The sequence below is a fragment of the Acinetobacter sp. LMB-5 genome, assembly GCF_001541635.1.
Taxonomy (GTDB): domain Bacteria; phylum Pseudomonadota; class Gammaproteobacteria; order Pseudomonadales; family Moraxellaceae; genus Acinetobacter; species Acinetobacter pittii.
In genome coordinates this window covers 225,216-244,088 of sequence record NZ_LRDR01000003.1, presented here as the reverse complement: position 1 = coordinate 244,088, position 18,873 = coordinate 225,216, and the positions used below count along the sequence as shown (strand labels likewise).

The following is an 18,873-nucleotide window of genomic DNA, read 5'->3' as shown; positions in this document are numbered from 1 at the left end:
GATTGTATAAAAAAACGCCATTATTGGCGTTTTTTTGTTATTTTGTTTACTGCTCGGTCAATGACTATTCATTCAGAAAATAATAGGGCCCCCTCACATTCACCCGAGGCAATAACTTGAAAGGGGTAAAACGTGGTAAAAATACAAAGTAGATTAGAGAACAAGGAACAGGTGAATTATGGCGTTTTACGGTGACTCCGACGCACAAGAAACCCAAGAATGGCAAGATGCATTCGATTCAGTTTTACAACATATGGGAACTGAACGAGCGGCATTCTTGTTGGAAAAACTTTACCAACAAGCAATTGCTAAGCATGTTCCAATTCAACGTCTCAATACACCTTACTTAAATACAATTTCTGTTGAAGAACAACCTGCAATGCCAGGCGACCAAGATATGGAACGCCGTATTCGTGCATTGATTCGTTGGAATGCCTTAGCAATGGTACTTCGCGCGAATAAAACAGGTGATGATTTAGGTGGACACTTGGCGAGCTTCGCATCAAGTGCAACATTATATGACGTAGGTTTTAACCATTTCTTCCGCGCAAACAGCAATAGCTTTGGCGGAGATATGATTTATTACCAAGGGCACTGTGCTCCTGGTATTTATGCACGTTCATTCCTTGAAGGACGTTTAACTGAAGAACAGTTAAGTAATTTCCGTCGTGAAGTTGGCGGTAACGGTTTACCAAGCTATCCACATCCATATTTAATGCCTGACTATTGGCAATTCCCAACCGTATCAATGGGTCTTGGTCCAATCATGTCGATTTATCAAGCACATATTCAAAAATATTTGATGAACCGTGGCTTGATCAAAGAAGAAGATCGTAAAGTTTGGGCTTATCTTGGCGATGGCGAGATGGATGAGCCAGAAAGTACTGGTGCTATTTCACTTGCTGGTCGCGAAAAGCTTGATAACCTTATCTGGGTTGTTAACTGTAACTTACAGCGTTTAGATGGTCCTGTACGTGGTAACGGTAAAATCATTCAAGAACTAGAATCTTTATTCCGTGGTGCGGGCTGGCGTGTCATTAAAGTGGTATGGGGCCGTCATTGGGACCCACTACTTGCAAAAGACAGCACAGGCGCTTTAAAAGCGGTAATGGAAGAGACAGTTGATGGTGAATACCAACGCTATCAAGTGAAAGGTGGTGCATACACACGTGAGAAATTCTTTGGCAAGTACCCAGAAGCTGCGGAACTTGTAAAAGATTTAAGCGATGAAGATATCGATAATCTTAACCGTGGTGGTCACGACCCTTACAAAGTGTTTGCTGCCTATGCAGAAGCAATGAAAGCTAAAGGTCAACCAACAGTTATTCTTGCGAAAACTGTTAAAGGTTACGGTTTGTCTGAAGAAATTGAAGCGGTGAACAAAACTCACCAAATCAAAAAAATGCAGATTGACTCTTTGAAATATGTACGTGACCGTTTCAATCTTCCATTTACAGACGATAAGTTAGAAGAGCTTCCATTCTATCGCCCAAGTGAAAACTCTCCAGAAATGAAGTACATGAAGGCGCGTCGTGAAGCGTTAGGTGGTTACCTACCTGCACGTCGTAAAGAGAGTGAAATTTTAGCGATTCCTGAATTATCTGTATTTGATGCTGTATTAAATGGTTCAGGTGGTAAAGAACAATCTACCACTATGGTGATGGTTCGTTTAATTGCTTCTTTACTCAAAGAAAAAGCGATTAAAGACCGCGTAGTACCAATCGTTCCAGATGAAGCACGTACTTTTGGTCTGGAAGGTATGTTCCGTCAGCTCGGTATCTATGCCGCTCACGGCCAAAAATATACCCCAGAAGACCAAGAACAATTAATGCATTACCGTGAAGCAAGTGACGGTCACATGCTTCAAGAAGGGATTAACGAAGCTGGTGCAATGAGTGCATGGGCTGCGTTGGCAACAAGTTATTCAACGAATAACTTGCCAATGATTCCAATGTATATGTACTACTCAATGTTCGGTTTCCAACGTATTGGTGACATTGCGTGGGCAGCTGGTGATGCGCAAGCTCAAGGTTTCTTGTTAGGTGCAACTGCTGGTCGTACAACATTGAACGGTGAAGGTCTACAGCACCAAGATGGTCATTCACATATCTTGGCAAACACTATTCCAAACTGTGTATCTTATGATCCATGTTTTGGTTATGAATTAGCTGTAATCGTACATGACGGTTTACAACGTATGTATGTGAACCAAGAGCGTGTGTTCTACTACTTAACTGTAATGAACGAAAACTACGAGCATCCTGCAATGCCTGAAGGCGCTGAGGAAGGCATTAAACGTGGTATGTACTTGTTCGAAAAAGATGAAAAAGCAACTGTCCAATTACTTGGTTCAGGTGTAATTCTTCGTGAAGTAATCAAAGCTGCGAAAATCTTACGTGATGAATATCAAATCCACTCAAACGTTTGGAGTGTAACAAGCTTCAATGAGTTGTCACGTGATGGTATGGCATGTGAAGAATACAACCGTTTACACCCACTTTCTGAAGAAGTGAAAGAATCTTGGGTATCTAAACAGTTACGTGGTACAGAAGGTATCGTTGTTTCAGCAACAGACCATATGCGTGCTTACAGCGAACAAATCCGTGCTTATCTTCCAGATGGTCGCCCATTTGTTGCATTAGGTACAGATGGATACGGTCGTTCAGATACACGTGCTAACTTACGTAGTTTCTTTGGTGTTGATGCTGCACATATCGTTGTTGCTACTTTGAAAAAATTAGCTGACGAAGGTGAAGTAGACGCACGTTTAGTTAAAGATGCAATTTCTAACTTTGAGTTAGATACTGACCGTCCAGTGGCATGGGCTCCTCAAGCGCATCCAGAAGTTCAGGCAGTTGCTGAATATAATGAAACGCAAACAGGTGAGGGGAACTAAGCATGCAAATTAAGACCCCTGATATTGGTGTAGATAAAGCAGTTGTTGCTGAAATTTTAGTAAAAGTTGGCGACAGCATTGCAGAAAATGACAGCCTTGTTTTGCTTGAGTCAGATAAAGCCTCTGTTGAAGTGCCTAGCACTTCAGCAGGTGTGGTAAAAAGCATCTTAATCAAAGAAGGTGATAGCGTAACTGAAGGTACGGTATTGCTTGAACTTGAAGCTGAGGGTGCTGCACCAGCAGCTCAAGCAGAAGAAGCTCCAAAAGCTGCACCAGCAGCTGAACAAACAGCAGCACCGGCAGCGGCTCAACAGCCTTCAACTGCTGCTCAACCAGCAACGGCAACCACTAGCCAAGTGGTTGAAGTTCAAGTTCCCGATATTGGTGTTGAAAAAGCACTAGTTGGTGAAATTTTAGTAAAAGTTGGCGAACAGATTGATGTTGAACAAAGCATCGTTGTGGTTGAGTCTGACAAAGCAACTGTAGAAGTACCAAGCAGTGTTGCAGGTACTGTAGAAAGCATTCAAGTTAAAGAAGGCGATACAGTTAAAGAAGGTGTTGTGCTCATTAAAGTAAAAACAACATCTGCATCAAGTGCGCAAGCAGAAGCTCCTGCTTCTACAACAGCAGCTCCGGCGGCAGCACCTGCACCAACTCAGCAAGAAACTGTAGCATCGACTGCTACTCAATCTGGACCAGTTGACATTAACGTTCCTGATTTGGGTGTAGATAAAGCAGTTGTTGCTGAAATCTTGGTTCAGGTTGGTGACAAAGTTGATGTAGACCAAAGCCTTGTTGTTGTTGAGTCAGATAAAGCAACTGTGGAAGTTCCAAGTACTGTTGCTGGTGTTGTGAAAGCAATTCACTTGCAAGCAGGCCAACAAGTTTCACAAGGTGTATTGCTGGCAACAATTGAAGCTGAAGGCCAAGCACCTGCTGCTGCACCAGCGGCGAAAGCAGGATCAGCTCCAGCTCCACAGGCAGCAGCACCTAAAGCGGCAACTCCTGCTCCGACTCAAGCAGTATCTGCTCCTGCTTCTTCTGGTAATGATAAATTAACCAAAGAACAAGAAGCCGAAAACGCTAAAGTTTATGCAGGACCAGCTGTGCGTAAGCTTGCTCGTGAACTTGGTGTAGTTTTATCTCAAGTTAAAACTTCTGGTGAACATGGCCGTGTTGTTAAAGAAGATATCTTTGCTTATGTGAAGACTCGTTTAACTGCACCGCAAGCGGCACCAGTTGCTTCGGCTGCACCAGCGGTTTCGGGTTTGCCAAAGCTTCCTGACTTCACTGCGTTTGGTGGTGTGGAAGAAAAAGTACTGACGCGTTTGCAGCAAGTATCAATTCCGCAATTGTCGTTGAACAACTTTATTCCGCAAGTCACCCAGTTTGATTTGGCTGACATTACTGAGTTGGAAGATTGGCGTAATGAGTTAAAAGGCAACTTCAAAAAAGAAGGTATCAGCCTGACGATTATGGCATTCATTATCAAAGCGGTTGCGTATTTGTTGAAAGAAGAGCGTGAATTCGCAGGTCATCTATCTGATGACGGTAAATCAGTGCTCTTGCGCAATGAAATCCATATGGGAATTGCGGTAGCAACACCTGATGGTTTAACTGTGCCAGTACTTCGTAACCCAGACCAAAAATCAATTAAGCAAATTGCAGTTGAATTGGGTGTGTTAGGTCAAAAAGCGCGTGATAAGAAATTAACACCGAAAGATTTGCAAGGTGCGAATTTCACCATTTCAAGTTTAGGCGCAATTGGTGGTACAGCATTTACACCACTAGTGAACTGGCCACAAGTTGCAATTTTAGGTATTTCACCTGCAACAATGCAGCCAGTATGGAATGGTAAAGACTTTGATCCGCGCTTGATGTTGCCATTGTCATTATCTTATGACCACCGTGTAATTAATGGTGCAGATGCGGCTCGCTTTACTAATAAGCTTACGAAACTTCTTAAAGATATTCGTACTTTATTAATCTAATATTTTTAAATGAATCATTAAAACCTCGCTTCGGCGGGGTTTTATTTTGATATTTAATTTAATTGGTTTTAAGTTAATCTAAAGACGAAAAATGAAGTGTCGAGAGAGGAGAAATTTCTCGTTAGTCGGTAAAGGAGAAAGAATAAATGGTAGGTTTTTTAAAAATCATGGTGCCGATTCTATTAATTGTATTTTTATTAATGGGGTTGTGGGTGAGTGTTTTACACTTTCCTTGGGAATGGATGACTTACGTTGCAATGGGCTTGGAAGTATTTGTAGCAATGCTTATTTTGCCATTTGAATTTCAGTCTCAGCACGTAACTGGCATTAATAATTTTGGATTTATTAACTTAAGTATTTGTTTAGCTTTACTATTGGGTCTAGGACGATTGTTAGTTTGGGCGTGGATAAAATTTTTCGCCTGAATGTTTGAAAAATAGAACTACTCGAATATAATAAACGCATACTTCATTGGGGAGTAGCCGCTATTCATTTCTAAATGAATAGGTGATGGTCAACATAATTGTTCAACAGAACATGGTCATCATAGCTTAAACGTCTCATCGTTTCCGAGTTGGCAAGACCTTTGATTTACCACTCTGCAGATATTTGGCTAGCAGGAGGGGTAGGTCATGGGCATTTATGCTAGCCAGAGAAACGACATGCAAGAATTTCTGATTTCTACTTCAATTGTTGCCCTCGCTGAAATGGGCGATAAAACCCAATTATTGGCCCTTTTACTGTCTGCACGTTTCCGTAAGCCAATCCCTATTCTTATTGCGATTCTTTTAGCTACTCTAATTAATCATGGTATTTCTGCTGTACTTGGACAGTGGATTACAACCGTGCTGAGCCCCGAAATTTTAGTCTGGGTCCTTGCCGCTGGCTTCATTGGTATGGCGTTCTGGATGCTTATTCCAGATAAGCTCGATGATGAAACGGATAGCATTAACAGATGGCAAAAATTTGGTGTTTTTGGTGCAACCTTTATCCTGTTTTTCTTGGCAGAAATTGGTGATAAAACCCAAATAGCAACAGTTGCTTTAGCTGCACGTTACGATAGCATTTTCTGGGTGATGCTAGGTACAACCTTAGGGATGATGATTGCCAATGCACCTGCTGTATTTATTGGTAATAAATTAGCTGAACGTTTATCTATCTCGCTCATTCATAAAATTGGTGCTGCTATTTTCTTAATTGTAGGTATCTCAACTTTAGTGCAGTATTACTTCTTCTAACGCATTTTAAGCTACCAAAAAACGCACTCGAATCGAGTGCGTTTTTTTATAGGTAATTTTAATAGTTAAATTTCACAGTAAAGTTAATTTGACGTGAATTACCTAAAGTCACCAAATTTTCATTTAAGGCGCCTGCGTAATAATCTTTATCGAATAAATTACGGATTGCAAGTTGAGCACCCCAGTGTCCTGCATCGTAGCCAGCTTCTGTATCAAATACGGTATAGCCTGGAATATGGACATCTAACTTATCCATAGTTTTATAGGTTTCACCTCGGAATCCACCGCCGACATACCAACCAAGTTTTGAGGCAGGGTCAAATTTATAACGAGCCGACAGACTGTAAGCATGTTCAGGAATATTATCTAGTGCTTTTCCTACATTGCTTGTGTTTGCATCTTTACTAATTTCAGCAGCAATGGTGTAAGTATATGCAGCTGTTAATTTTAAACCTTCTAAAATTTCTGCGCTGAGCTCAGTCTCGATACCACGAGTTAATTGTTCGCCACGCTGAACTTTCTCACTTGTATTGATTGGATCATTAACTACAACATTCTGACGTTTTAAATCATACCAGGCGATAGCACCTTGAACTCGTTGATCTGGGCTTTGTAATTTCATTCCGACTTCAACCTGTTTCCCTTCTTCAGGTTTGAATGGATTGTTATTTACATCAGTACCGCTATTTGGGGTAAATGAAGTGGCATAGCTGACATAAGGAGCCACAATATCATTAAGGGTATACATGACAGAGGCGCTGCCCGTAAATGCATTGTCTGATTGTTTACTCGTATTGCTATTAACCAAACTTGTAGTTTGAGTTTGTGCCCAGTCTTGGCGACCAGATAAGCTTAAAAGTAATTGGTCATTAAGCTGAATACGGTCACGAATATATAAGCCTGCGTATTTTAAGCGGTTAATATCATGGTTGCTGACAGGATTGGAACAAGTAACAGTTTGCCCATATACAGGAGCATATATGTTTAAATCACCTACATTGCAACGGTTATTGGTGTAATCACTTTTTTCTTGGAAGGCATCTACACCTATATTAAAGTCATGTTGCATGCCATATAAATCAAACTGTTTATTTAAACGGTTATCGATGGCAAAACTTAAGTTATCAATAATTTGGTGGCGGCTGTTATTTTTACGGCTTATGGTGGTGTAGTTTTTATCTGCCCAAAAGTTACTACCTGTACGAGCAAAAACCGCTTTACCATCCATTTCAGTTTTTTGTACAGCAAAATTCTGGTTAAAGTTCCAGCCATTGTCAAAGACATGTTTAAACGTATAACCAGTGCGGTAAACATCTGCTTCATATTTACCAAAATTAGGGTCGCCAATATATAAACTTCGGTCTATAGCGCCGTTAGGGTTATCTTTTAAAGTACCAATGACAGGCAAGCCTTGTTGACGAATGTATTCGCGATGCTGATAGCTTGCGATGACAGAGAGATCAGTGTTATCCCCTAAGTCAAAGTTATAAGAGGGGGAGATGTAGTAATTTTTAAAATATACATAATCTGTTGGGTCATCTTGATCCGAGATACGACCATTTAAACGGAAAGCACCTTTTTCACTATTATTAGGACTATAGTTTAAATCGAACGTACCTTCTTTAAGGTTGTAGCTGCCATAAGTCATAGTAGCCCGAGCAAAGCTTTCAGCTTGAGGGCGTTTAGTCACTAAGTTGACCATACCTCCTGGAGCAACCAAACCAAAATTAATAGAGGCAGGCCCTTTTAAAACTTGTACCTGATCCATACCTGATATTTCAGCTGCTACAGATGGAGTTGGAGAGCTTTGGCCTACTCTTAAACCATCTACATAAATTGAATCAGAAGAAGTTTGTCCTCGAATAATGAAATCATCCCAACCACGACGACCAAGTTTCCCAGCTCCAACACCAGCAACACCTTCAAGTGCATCTGTAAGTGTCTTTGCTTGTTTTTGGTCAAGTTGCTCGCGAGTCACCACCGAAACCGACTGAGCAGTTTTAAATAAGGGTGCGTCTGATTTTAAGGCAGAGTTTGCTTTCGTTGCGACGTAAGGTGAAGTGCTTTCTTTTTGCGCTTGAACAGAAATCGTGGGGAGAACACTGGTCGAATTTTGTTGTTCTGTTATTTCTTCAGCGTGACTTGCTGTCATCGAAGTAAAAATAGCAACTGCTAACAATGTTTTTGATGTTGAAAAACGGAAGGGTTGATTCATGGGAGGCCTAAGCAGCACAAAAAGTAAATTTGATAATGAGAATTATTTTAATTTATTGTAGGTTAATTTTAAATAATATTATGATTCATTTATAAAATAAGAAAAGCAAAATCAATTTTAAAATATTATTAGAAAAATAAAGTAGTTTATTGCAAGAGTTACTGAATCCCTTTATTTTAGTATGGATATAAAAATATCTAATATTTAAAGTTTTTTTGGGGAATTGTATGGGGTTTGAAAAAACAACATCGCAGATATTATTTGATAATGGCGTACATAAATGTATTAGTTTTACCAGCTTGGTTAAAGGGGAAGGCATCCAAGCCAATCAATTTTTAATTATTGACCATGAACGCGCTGCTGTAATAGACCCGGGTGGCGATTTGACCTATGTTCCATTAACGATGGAATTAAATAAATATACACGTTTGAAAAATCTGGACTATGTGATGGCCTCGCATCAAGATCCGGACATTATTACTTCAATGCCACGCTGGCTGGTTTATACCGATGCTAAAGTCGTTGCATCAAAATTATGGGCACGTTTTTTACCGCACCTAAATTCCTCATTTATGAGTGAGCGTATGAAAGGGAATTGGGAAGACCGTCTTATTGAATTACCTGACCGTGGCCAAGTGATTCAATTGGGGGAATCAAAGTTAGTTGTAGTTCCTGCCCATTTTCTACATTCGGTCGGTAATTTTCAGTTTTATGATCCCGTTGCCAAAATCTTATTTTCTGGAGATATGGGCGCTTCGATTGTTGAGGATGCTAATCAACCTTTGACAGATTTCGATACGCATGTTCTGAAAATGAAAGCTTTTCACCAACGCTATATGTGTTCCAATAAGGTTATCCGTTTATGGGTCAACATGGTCCGCCAGATGGACATTGAAATGATTGTTCCACAGCATGGCAGTCCATTTATTGGCAAAGAAATGATTAATCAGTTTTTGGACTGGATTGAGGTTTTACCTTGTGGTGTCGACTTGATGACAGAACAAGTTTTTAGTTGTCCTGCCTAAATATAATGTCTAATGATTAACCCAGATAAAATTCTGGGTTGCAAAAACATGGGTTAAAAAATAACGTTAAAACGATAATAAATGGGAATTATTTAGAGCAGCTCTACATCTATTGCGGAAAAAGGCAAAGATAATATGAAAATTGCATTGAAATTTGTTTATAATAGCTCACGGAATTTACCAGTGAGATTGTTATGCTGACCATCGTTCAAGAAGCGCTAACCTTCGATGATGTCTTATTACTTCCTGCCTACTCTACTGTTCTCCCAAAAGATGTCTCTTTAAAGACACGATTAACTCGCGGCATTCATTTAAATATCCCATTAGTTTCAGCTGCAATGGATACAGTGACTGAGTCACGTATGGCGATTGCGATGTCACAAAATGGTGGTATCGGGATTTTGCACAAAAACATGGATATTGCTGCTCAAGCTGCAGAAGTACGCCGTGTGAAAAAATTCGAAGCGGGTATGGTGAAAGACCCTATCACTGTAACGCCTGAAACTACAGTACGTGAACTCATCGCAATTACCAGCGCTAATAACATTAGTGGTGTACCTGTTGTTAAAGACGGCAAGGTTGTTGGTATTGTGACAGGCCGTGATACGCGTTTTGAAACCAATTTAGAACAACCTGTTAGCAACATCATGACAGGTCAAGATCGTTTAGTAACTGTACGTGAAGGCGAGTCTAAAGAAAATATTCAAGCATTATTGCAAAAGCACCGTATTGAAAAAGTCTTAGTTGTTGGTGAGAGTAACGAACTTAAAGGCTTAATTACAGTAACTGACTTCCGCAAAGCTGAGAGCTATCCAAACAGTTGTAAAGATGATCTTGGTCGTTTACGTGTTGGTGCTGCGGTAGGTACTGGTGCTGATACACCAAGTCGTGTGGAAGCATTGGTTGAAGCTGGTGTTGACGTAATTGTTGTTGATACAGCGCATGGCCACTCTGCTGGTGTAATTGAACGTGTACGTTGGGTGAAACAAAACTTCCCTCAAGTACAAGTGATTGGTGGCAACATTGCAACTGGTGATGCTGCATTAGCATTATTAGATGCAGGTGCAGATGCTGTAAAAGTAGGTATTGGCCCTGGTTCTATCTGTACAACACGTATTGTGGCTGGTATCGGTATGCCACAAATTTCTGCGATTGACAGCGTTGCTAGTGCACTAAAAGATCAAATTCCTTTAATTGCAGATGGCGGTATCCGCTTCTCTGGCGATATGGCAAAAGCGATCGGTGCGGGTGCAAGTACGATCATGGTTGGTTCATTACTTGCGGGTACTGAAGAAGCGCCGGGCGAAGTTGAGTTTTTCCAAGGTCGTTACTACAAAGCATATCGTGGTATGGGTTCATTAGGTGCAATGGCGGGAGCAACTGGTTCTGCTGACCGTTATTTCCAAGATTCAAAAGCGGGTGCTGAGAAGTTAGTACCAGAAGGAATCGAAGGCCGTGTTCCATATAAAGGCCCAATGGGTAACATCGTTCATCAAATGATGGGTGGTTTACGTTCATCGATGGGTTATACAGGTTCAGCTGTGATTGAAGATCTTCGCCAAAATGCGAAATTTGTGAAAATTACTTCAGCAGGCATGTCTGAGTCACATGTTCATGATGTAACGATTACTAAAGAAGCTCCAAACTATCGTGTTGGTTAGATTTTCGTAACCAAAACAATGAAGAAAGCCGTCATTACACTGACGGCTTTTTGTTTTTGGTGTAAAGTAAATCTGACGAAAAGAGATATGGCGGAATTGCCATATATGAAGTAAGCCACGGCTGAAGTGGCGTAAAAATGAGATAAGCTATGAGTTATTTTGGAACGGATGGTATTCGTGGAAAATTTGGGCAAATGCCTATTACTCCAGAGTTTGCTTTAAAACTCGGTTTTGCTGCAGGGAAGGTATTAAAACGAACGAGTCCAAAAAATAAGCCACTTGTTGTATTAGGAAAAGACACTCGTTTATCTGGTTATATTTTAGAGTCTGCTTTGCAGGCGGGGTTAAACGCTGCTGGCGTATATGTTCATTTGCTTGGCCCATTACCGACCCCAGCAATTGCGCACCTTACTCGTGCTTTACATGCGCATGCAGGTATCGTGATTTCTGCATCACATAACCCATATTTTGATAATGGTATTAAATTTTTCTCAAGCGAAGGTAAAAAATTACCAGATGCTCTACAAGAAGAAATTAACCTCGAATTAGAAAAAGATTTGTTTATTGAGGACACGGCAAACTTAGGTAAAAGTGTTCGTGTAAATGATGCGAATGGCCGCTATATCGAATTTTGTAAATCTACTTTCCCTTACCACTTTGACTTAAATAATTTAAAGATTGTGTTGGACTGTGCTCATGGTGCGGCGTATAGCGTTGGTCCTTCGGTTTTCCGTGAGTTAGGGGCAAAAGTTGTTGCTTTATATAATGAGCCAGATGGTTTAAATATTAATGAAGGTTGTGGTTCAACACATCCTGAAAAACTACAAAAAGCTGTAGTTGAGCACGAAGCAGATTTAGGGATTGCCTTTGATGGTGATGCTGACCGTGTCGTGATGGTGGATAAGTTTGGTAACTTAATTGATGGCGACCATATCTTATATATTTTAGCGACTCAGGCTCAAAATAAGCCAGCAGGCGTAGTGGGTACTGTCATGAGTAACATGGCACTCGAAGTCGCACTTGAAAAAGCGAATGTTGGTTTTGTTCGTGCTAAGGTTGGTGACCGTTATGTATTACAAGCCCTAGAAGAAAATGGTTGGGTTACTGGTGGGGAACCATCTGGCCATATTCTAACTTTAGACAAGAGTACGACAGGTGATGCGATTATTGCAGCACTTCAAGTTTTAACCGTGATGGTCGAGCAAAATAAGGCTCTTCATGAACTGGTTCAAGACTTTAAACTATTCCCACAAATTCTTGTGAATGTACGTTTAGAACAAATGCTTGATCCGTATTCTATCCCTGCATTGGTTGCCGAGTTTGATAAAGCAGAAGCACAGCTCAAAGGACGTGGACGAATCTTGATTCGTAAGTCAGGTACAGAGCCTGTGATCCGAGTTATGGTCGAAGGTGATGATGAGCAAGAAGTGAATGCTTTAGCTCAGCATTTAGCAGATTCAGTTCGTTCACAAGCACAAGTCGCATAAGGTGCATGACATGAGTGATGTCATTAAAGATTTAAGTGAATTACGCTTAAGCTACGAGCAAGGAGAATTGCATGAGGGGCAGGTTGAATCTAATCCTCATCAGCAGTTTCTTGGTTGGTTTAACCATGCTCTAGCAGCCAATTTGCATGAACCCTATGCAATGTCATTAGCGACAGCAAGCGCGAATGGCAGACCTCATGTTCGAACAGTTTTGTTACGTGGGGCTACAGAAGCTGGGTATGATTTTTATACTAACTACGACAGTCAGAAAGGTATTGATTTGGCAGAAAACCCATATGCCGAATTATTATTTTACTGGCCAAGTCTAGAGCGTCAGGTGCGAGTAGGTGGTCATGTAGTCAAAATTGCTGAGCAAGAGTCTACAGATTACTATCGTAAACGACCACGTGATAGCCAGATTGCAGCGCATATCAGTACTCCGCAAAGTGGTAAGATTGAAAGCCGAGAGCTGTTACAGCAACGTTTTCAAGATTTACAACAGCAAGTTACAAGTCGTGAAGTGCTTGATAAGCCAGAGTTCTGGGGAGGTTATCGTTTGCAGCCAGATTATTATGAATTCTGGCAAGGACGACCAAATCGTTTACATGACCGCTTGAGTTATGAAAAAATCGACGGTCAATGGACGTTGCACCGACTGATGCCTTAAATGACAAAAATACAAATCAAACAAAGACCTTTATTGACACGCCCTGAACAATTTCAGGGCGTGCCTCCGTTTATTGCCGAAATTTTGGCAAGGCGTGGAGTACAATCTGAACAGGAATTAGAGTTAAAGCTTAAGAATTTATTAGCTCCGCAGCTCAAGGGATTAGAAACTGCTGTGGCATTAATAGATCAAGCTATTGATGAGCAGAAAAAAATTGTTATTGTCGGTGATTACGATGCCGATGGAGCAACCAGTACAGCTTTAATGGTATTGGTGCTTCGCGATATGGGGGCACAAGTTGACTATTTGGTTCCAGACCGATTTAAATACGGTTATGGACTTACCCCAGCAATTGCAGAGCTTGCACATCAAACTTATCAACCCGATTTATTAATTACTGTCGATAATGGGATTTCCAGCCATGCTGGTGTTGATGCGGCACACGCACTGGGCATGCAAGTAGTTATTACAGATCACCATTTAACGACTAAAGAAACACCGCTTGCAGAAGCAGTTGTAAACCCAAATCAGTTAGGTTGTGAGTTCCCAAGTAAGGCGCTTGCAGGTGTTGGAGTTGCATTTTATGTGCTGGCCAATTTAGCAAGTTTACGTAACAAGCAAAACAAAAGTACAAGTAAAGTCACTCAATATCTAGACTTGGTTGCTTTGGGAACGTATGCGGATGTTGCTGTTCTAGATTATAACAACCGTATTTTGGTCGATGCAGGTGTAAAACGTATTCAACAAGATCAATGCCGAGTCGGAATATTGGCGTTGCTAGATATTGCTGGCCGTGAGGCTTCATCTTTGCGTGTACAAGATTTAGGTTTTGTTTTAGGTCCGCGTATTAACGCTGCTGGACGCATGGAGAGCATGCGTATAGGCATTGAATGTTTATTAGCTGACACTATGGAATCTGCCTATCCAATTGCGAGACAGTTAAATCAATTAAATATAGAGCGCCGTCAAATCGAAGGGGAGATGAAGCAACAAGCCTTGTCTGCTTTAGATAGCTTGCAGCTCTCAAAGGAAGACGTTCCTCCAGCTCTTATACTCTTCGAAGAAAACTGGCACCAAGGTGTGATTGGAATTGTAGCGGGGCGTTTAAAAGAGCAGTTTCATCGTCCCACTATTGTGTTTGCACCTGATGAAGATGGTATTCATATAAAAGGATCTGCACGTTCAATTGATGGGGTGCATATTCGAGATACGATTGAACAGGTTGCTGAACAATATCCAGAATTGGTGAGCCATTTTGGTGGTCATGCAGCAGCAGCAGGTTTAACCATACGTAAAGAAAACTTTGAAGCTTTTAAAACAGCATTTACCAATTGCATTGCAGCAATGGAAGAATCTTTGTTTCAAGCAACGCTATGGACGGATGGGGAGTTACCAGCTTCGGCTTTGCAACTAAATACATTAGATTGGATAGAAAAGTTGGGGCCTTGGGGACAAAAATTCCCTTTTCCTCAGTTTGAGGGGCATTTTAAAGTTGTTGATTATCGCTGGCTTAAAGAAACGCATTTGAAGCTTAAATTAGCACTCGACCAATACAGTTTTGATGCAATTGCTTTTAATGCAGCAGGCCGTTTTGAATTTGACCCAATGCGGGATTATGTACATTTAGTCTATGAAATAGATCGTAATGCATTTAATGGCAATGTGAATTTACAATTACGCATCGTACATTTAAACCAATAAAAAAATCCGCTCAATTGAGCGGATTTTTTTATGACTTTAGGCTTGATTAGAAGCGGTAGCCTGCACGAACACCATAAGTGTTGTCGTTATCACCGAAACCAATACGACCTTCAAGACTTACTTGTTGATTTAAGAATTTTTTAGCATTAATACCAAATTCATCTTTATCAGTTAAGTCGTTGTTGTAGTAATCCACACCAAGACTTAAAGTTTTATCGATGTAGTAGTCACCACGAACTTTATATTCGTCTAGGTCACCAAATGCACCGAATGCTTCAAGGTTTACGTCATGTTGACCTACTTGAGTTACGTATTTAGCACGAACTGTTGGATCAGCGCCGTCTTTACCGTCTTTTTCGTCGTAGCCTTTAACACCTAGAGCAAGTAATAAACCTGGAGCTGGTAAATAACCTACTTCAGCTGCATAAGTAGTTACTTTGCTGTCAATATTGGTGTTGTCGACTTCACGCTCATTTCGACCTACATCACCGCTAAGGTAGAAATCTGAGTTAGGAACATAGTATTCAACACCTACGCCATACTGAGTATCTTTTGTACCGCTGTTATCGCCATAGTTGATAAGGGCGTTAACGTTACTTGCACGGCTTAAGAAAGCTGCTTCAGCAAGTGGAGCGTTACGAGTTTGCACAGGATTAAAGTAATAAGTCCCGTCAACACCGAATTTACTTACGCTGCTACCGTTGTCTGGATCAAGATAATTGTAAGAACCACCAACTTCAGCTTGGTAAGCGTTTGCTGCGCCACTCACTGCGAGTGCAGATAAAAGAGCTGATGCAATTGCTAGTTTTTTCATGGAATCTCTCCCCTCTAAAAAGCGATTTTATAAATGTTTTGTTACAACTTTTAGTCTAGACGAAAAAGCTTGGTCGTCAATCTTGCGCAAGTAACCGTAGTGTAACCGTGTGATATTTATGTAAATCAATTTAATTTAAGCTACTGATTTTAAAATATAAAAACATAATGTTTTATTTTATTAAAATTGAGGATATTTTGTGTAGATCATAAAAAATGCTGTAAAAGTACCCAATTTTGTATGAGGATGTTACCAATTAATCTTAAATTGAACTGAAGAAAATTTATAAATTAAATTGATGAAATATGATGAGAAATACAAAGCGGGTTCGTAGATAACCGCAGCTATGCTAAAATAATTGACTGTTTATCTGCTCTTATGGGAACACTCGCGTGGAAATTAATCCTTATCTAAACCAATTGAAAGACTTAACTGATCGTAGCCAAACACTACGGGGGTATCTTTGACTACGATCTGAAAAAAGAACGTTTAGAAGAAGTTTTACGTGAGTTAGAAGATCCTGCAATCTGGAATGATCAAAGCCGTGCTCAGGCAATGGCGAAAGAAAAAGGTGAACTAGAAAACGTTATTAATGTATTGGATGGCTTATCTACACAGCTTGAAGATGCAAAAGCGATGTTAGATTTGGCTGTAGAAGCCGACGATGAAAGCCTGCTTGAAGATGTTCAGTCTGAGCTTGGGGCTGCCGAAGATGAGCTGGCTAAACTTGAATTCCGTCGTATGTTTAGTAACCCAATGGACCCGAATCCTTGCTATGTAGAGATTCAATCAGGTTCAGGTGGTACAGAAGCACAAGATTGGGCGTCTATGCTTTTACGTATGTATATGCGCTGGATTGAACGTCATGGCTTTAAAGCAGAACTTATGGAAGTGTCTGACGGTGACGTAGCTGGTATTAAATCAGCAACGATTCGTGTTGAAGGTGAATATGCCTACGGTTGGTTACGCACGGAGTCAGGTGTACACCGTTTAGTTCGTAAATCACCATTTGACAGTGGCAACCGCCGTCACACTTCATTCTCTGCGGTATTTATTTCACCAGAGGTTGATGACAATATTGAAATTGATATTAACCCTTCTGATGTTCGTACTGATACTTACCGTGCATCTGGTGCTGGTGGTCAGCATATTAACAAGACCGACTCGGCTGTGCGTTTGACTCACATCCCAACAGGTATTGTAGTAGCGTGTCAGAACCAGCGTTCGCAACATGCTAACCGTGACCACGCATGGAAACAGTTACGTGCACGTTTGTACGAATTGGAAATGCAAAAACGTAATGAAGCAGCGCAAGCTCTAGAAGACTCAAAGTCTGATATTGGTTGGGGAAGCCAAATTCGTTCATATGTATTAGATGATTCGCGTATTAAAGACTTACGTACGGGTGTTGAAAACTCTAATACAGGTGCTGTTCTTGATGGTGACCTTGATCGTTTTATCGAAGCGAGTTTAAAACAAGGTTTATAAGAGTCTGCTGAACTTTTAGTTTAAATACAGTTCATCTATGAATATGTAGAACTCTTGGATTTTTAGCGATTAAAACGGCAAAGCAGTTCAGCCTTCGAATGTTAATCGAAAAAATGCGATATGAATATCGAAAAAAATAGATATGAATATCGAAAAAATGCGATATTATGTTTTCGAAATGCTGAACAAAGCTTTGTTCGTTTAAAAGACGTGTTGAGCCTATGGATATTGATGCAATTAGCAAAGCCCTTTCCAACCCTCTACGTCGGCAAATTTTGCAATGGTTAAAAGAACCTGCACATTATTTACCGGTGGAAGAATGTGGTGGTAGTTTTGAGAAGGGTGTTTGTGCAGGTCATATTGAACGTTTGGGTAAAGTAGCTCAGTCTACAATGTCTAATCATTTGTCTGTGTTACAACAGGCGGGGCTTATTCAGGTCCAAAAATATGGTCAATGGTCTTATTTTTCACGTAACGAAGCTTTGATTCAGCAATATATCGAACATTTAAAACAAACACTTTAAATTATTAAAAGTGTAAGTCGAGGCGATTATGGCTGAACTCAATACTCCTTTAACGGTTGGTGATTTTGAAATCAAAAATCGATTGGTAATGGCTCCATTAACGCGTGCGCGTAGTGGTGAAAGCCGAGTGCCTAATGATTTAATGGTTGAATACTATCAACAACGTGCAAATGCCGGTCTAATTTTGACTGAAGCAACAGTAATTGGTTCAAAAACTGTGGGTTATGCAGACACCCCAGGGTTATGGTCACAAGAGCAGGCACAAGCTTGGAATAAAATTATTGAGGCAGTTCATGCTCAAGGTTCAAAAATTGTAGCTCAACTTTGGCATGTAGGCCGTATTTCGCATCCTGAACTTTTAGACGGTGATATTCCTGTTGCACCAAGTGCAATTCAACCTGCGGGTGAAGTGAGTTTATTACGTCCTAAACGTCCTTATGTAACACCGCGTGCACTTTCAATTGAAGAGATTCAAGAAGTTATTGCTCAATACAAACATTCAGCAGAACTGGCTAAAGCAGCAGGTTTTGATGGTGTTGAATTACACGCAGCGAACGGTTACTTAATTGACCAGTTCCTTCAAAGTAATACCAACCAACGTGATGACGAATACGGTGGTCCTGTTGAAAACCGTGCACGTTTATTATTAGAAGTCGTTGATGCATTTATTGAAGTGTGGGGCGCTGGTCGAGTAGGTGTTCATATTGCACCGCGTGGTGATTCACACGATATGGGAGATGAAAACCCATTAGCAACTTTTGGTTATGTAGTTGAACAACTTAACCAACGTAATGTTGCTTTCATTTTCTCTCGTGAATATGAAGCTGCTGACAGCATTAGTCCTAAACTTCGCGAAAAATTTAATGGTGTATGGATTGCCAATGAGAACCTAACACCAGAATCAGCAAAACGTATCTTGCGTGAAGGTCAGGCAGATGCTGTATCTTTTGGTAAGGCATATATTGCTAACCCAGATCTTTTACAGCGTTTAGAACAAGACTTGCCATTAAATGAACTTCAACCAACGACTTTGTATGCTAAAGGTGCTGAAGGTTATACAGACTATCCAACGCTAGAAGCTTCATAATATCTTTGAGATTTCGACTTACTGACCTGGTTCATTTCTTAAGTAAGTAAATCGCTTTTCTTGTAATGGTAGAGTTTAG

General features: G+C 40.6%; 14 protein-coding genes and 1 riboswitch. Of the genes, 12 read left to right on the top strand and 2 right to left on the bottom strand.

Features of this window, described 5'->3' with window-relative positions; all coding sequences use genetic code 11:
- Positions 1-178 precede the first annotated feature (178 nt).
- The 4 genes from aceE (at position 179) to AW165_RS04565 (ending at position 6,125) form a co-directional block, all read left to right on the top strand.
- Positions 179-2,896 (top strand): pyruvate dehydrogenase (acetyl-transferring), homodimeric type, encoded by a 2,718-nt coding sequence (gene aceE / locus AW165_RS04580; RefSeq protein ID WP_002121885.1) that lies wholly within the window; start codon positions 179-181, stop codon positions 2,894-2,896.
- Positions 2,897-2,898: 2 nt separating this feature from the next.
- Complete coding sequence (locus tag AW165_RS04575; RefSeq protein WP_060465088.1) at positions 2,899-4,887, top strand: 2-oxo acid dehydrogenase subunit E2; 1,989 nt, start codon at positions 2,899-2,901, stop codon at positions 4,885-4,887.
- Positions 4,888-5,033: 146 nt separating this feature from the next.
- Positions 5,034-5,312, top strand: a complete 279-nt coding sequence (locus AW165_RS04570) for a hypothetical protein (protein WP_032057090.1) — start codon at positions 5,034-5,036, stop codon at positions 5,310-5,312.
- Between the two features lie 36 nt (positions 5,313-5,348).
- Positions 5,349-5,534, top strand: a riboswitch (yybP-ykoY riboswitch).
- Positions 5,535-5,549: 15 nt separating this feature from the next.
- Positions 5,550-6,125, top strand: coding sequence for a TMEM165/GDT1 family protein (locus AW165_RS04565; protein ID WP_032004991.1), 576 nt, complete (start codon positions 5,550-5,552; stop codon positions 6,123-6,125).
- Between the two features lie 58 nt (positions 6,126-6,183).
- Here the strand turns inward: AW165_RS04565 and AW165_RS04560 are convergent, their stop codons facing one another.
- The gene (locus tag AW165_RS04560; RefSeq protein ID WP_060465087.1) at positions 6,184-8,340 is read right to left on the bottom strand and encodes a TonB-dependent siderophore receptor; all 2,157 of its coding nucleotides are present in this window, start codon (positions 8,338-8,340) and stop codon (positions 6,184-6,186) included.
- Positions 8,341-8,567: 227 nt separating this feature from the next.
- On the opposite strand from AW165_RS04560, the gene AW165_RS04555 reads away from it, so the two are divergent.
- The 5 genes from AW165_RS04555 to recJ all read left to right on the top strand — a co-directional run bounded on the left by AW165_RS04555 (position 8,568) and on the right by recJ (position 14,881).
- Positions 8,568-9,365, top strand: coding sequence for an MBL fold metallo-hydrolase (locus tag AW165_RS04555; RefSeq protein WP_060465086.1), 798 nt, complete (start codon positions 8,568-8,570; stop codon positions 9,363-9,365).
- Positions 9,366-9,559: 194 nt separating this feature from the next.
- Positions 9,560-11,026, top strand: coding sequence for an IMP dehydrogenase (guaB, locus tag AW165_RS04550; RefSeq protein ID WP_002121951.1), 1,467 nt, complete (start codon positions 9,560-9,562; stop codon positions 11,024-11,026).
- A 149-nt stretch (positions 11,027-11,175) separates the two neighbouring features.
- Positions 11,176-12,513, top strand: coding sequence for a phosphoglucosamine mutase (glmM, locus tag AW165_RS04545; RefSeq protein WP_032004989.1), 1,338 nt, complete (start codon positions 11,176-11,178; stop codon positions 12,511-12,513).
- 10 nt (positions 12,514-12,523) lie between these two features.
- A complete protein-coding gene (gene pdxH, locus AW165_RS04540; RefSeq protein ID WP_044099834.1) occupies positions 12,524-13,180 on the top strand; it encodes a pyridoxamine 5'-phosphate oxidase in 657 nt (218 codons plus the stop codon).
- The gene (gene recJ, locus AW165_RS04535; RefSeq protein WP_060465085.1) at positions 13,181-14,881 is read left to right on the top strand and encodes a single-stranded-DNA-specific exonuclease RecJ; all 1,701 of its coding nucleotides are present in this window, start codon (positions 13,181-13,183) and stop codon (positions 14,879-14,881) included. It begins immediately after the preceding gene.
- A gap of 46 nt (positions 14,882-14,927) precedes the next feature.
- Here the strand turns inward: recJ and AW165_RS04530 are convergent, their stop codons facing one another.
- Complete coding sequence (locus AW165_RS04530; protein ID WP_060465084.1) at positions 14,928-15,695, bottom strand: putative porin; 768 nt, start codon at positions 15,693-15,695, stop codon at positions 14,928-14,930.
- Between the two features lie 392 nt (positions 15,696-16,087).
- Between AW165_RS04530 and prfB the strand changes: the two genes are divergently transcribed.
- The 3 genes from prfB (at position 16,088) to AW165_RS04515 (ending at position 18,794) form a co-directional block, all read left to right on the top strand.
- Positions 16,088-17,183, top strand: a protein-coding gene (prfB, locus tag AW165_RS04525) for a peptide chain release factor 2 (protein ID WP_099475557.1) whose coding sequence is annotated in 2 segments (ribosomal slippage) — positions 16,088-16,159 and positions 16,161-17,183 — 1,095 coding nt in all. Because the reading frame shifts where the segments join, the coding sequence is not laid out codon by codon here.
- A gap of 221 nt (positions 17,184-17,404) precedes the next feature.
- Complete coding sequence (locus tag AW165_RS04520) at positions 17,405-17,707, top strand: ArsR/SmtB family transcription factor (RefSeq protein ID WP_002121891.1); 303 nt, start codon at positions 17,405-17,407, stop codon at positions 17,705-17,707.
- 28 nt (positions 17,708-17,735) lie between these two features.
- Entirely contained in the window at positions 17,736-18,794 is a 1,059-nt protein-coding gene (locus AW165_RS04515) for an alkene reductase (protein WP_057068976.1), read from the top strand.
- The last annotated feature ends 79 nt before the right edge of the window (positions 18,795-18,873 follow it).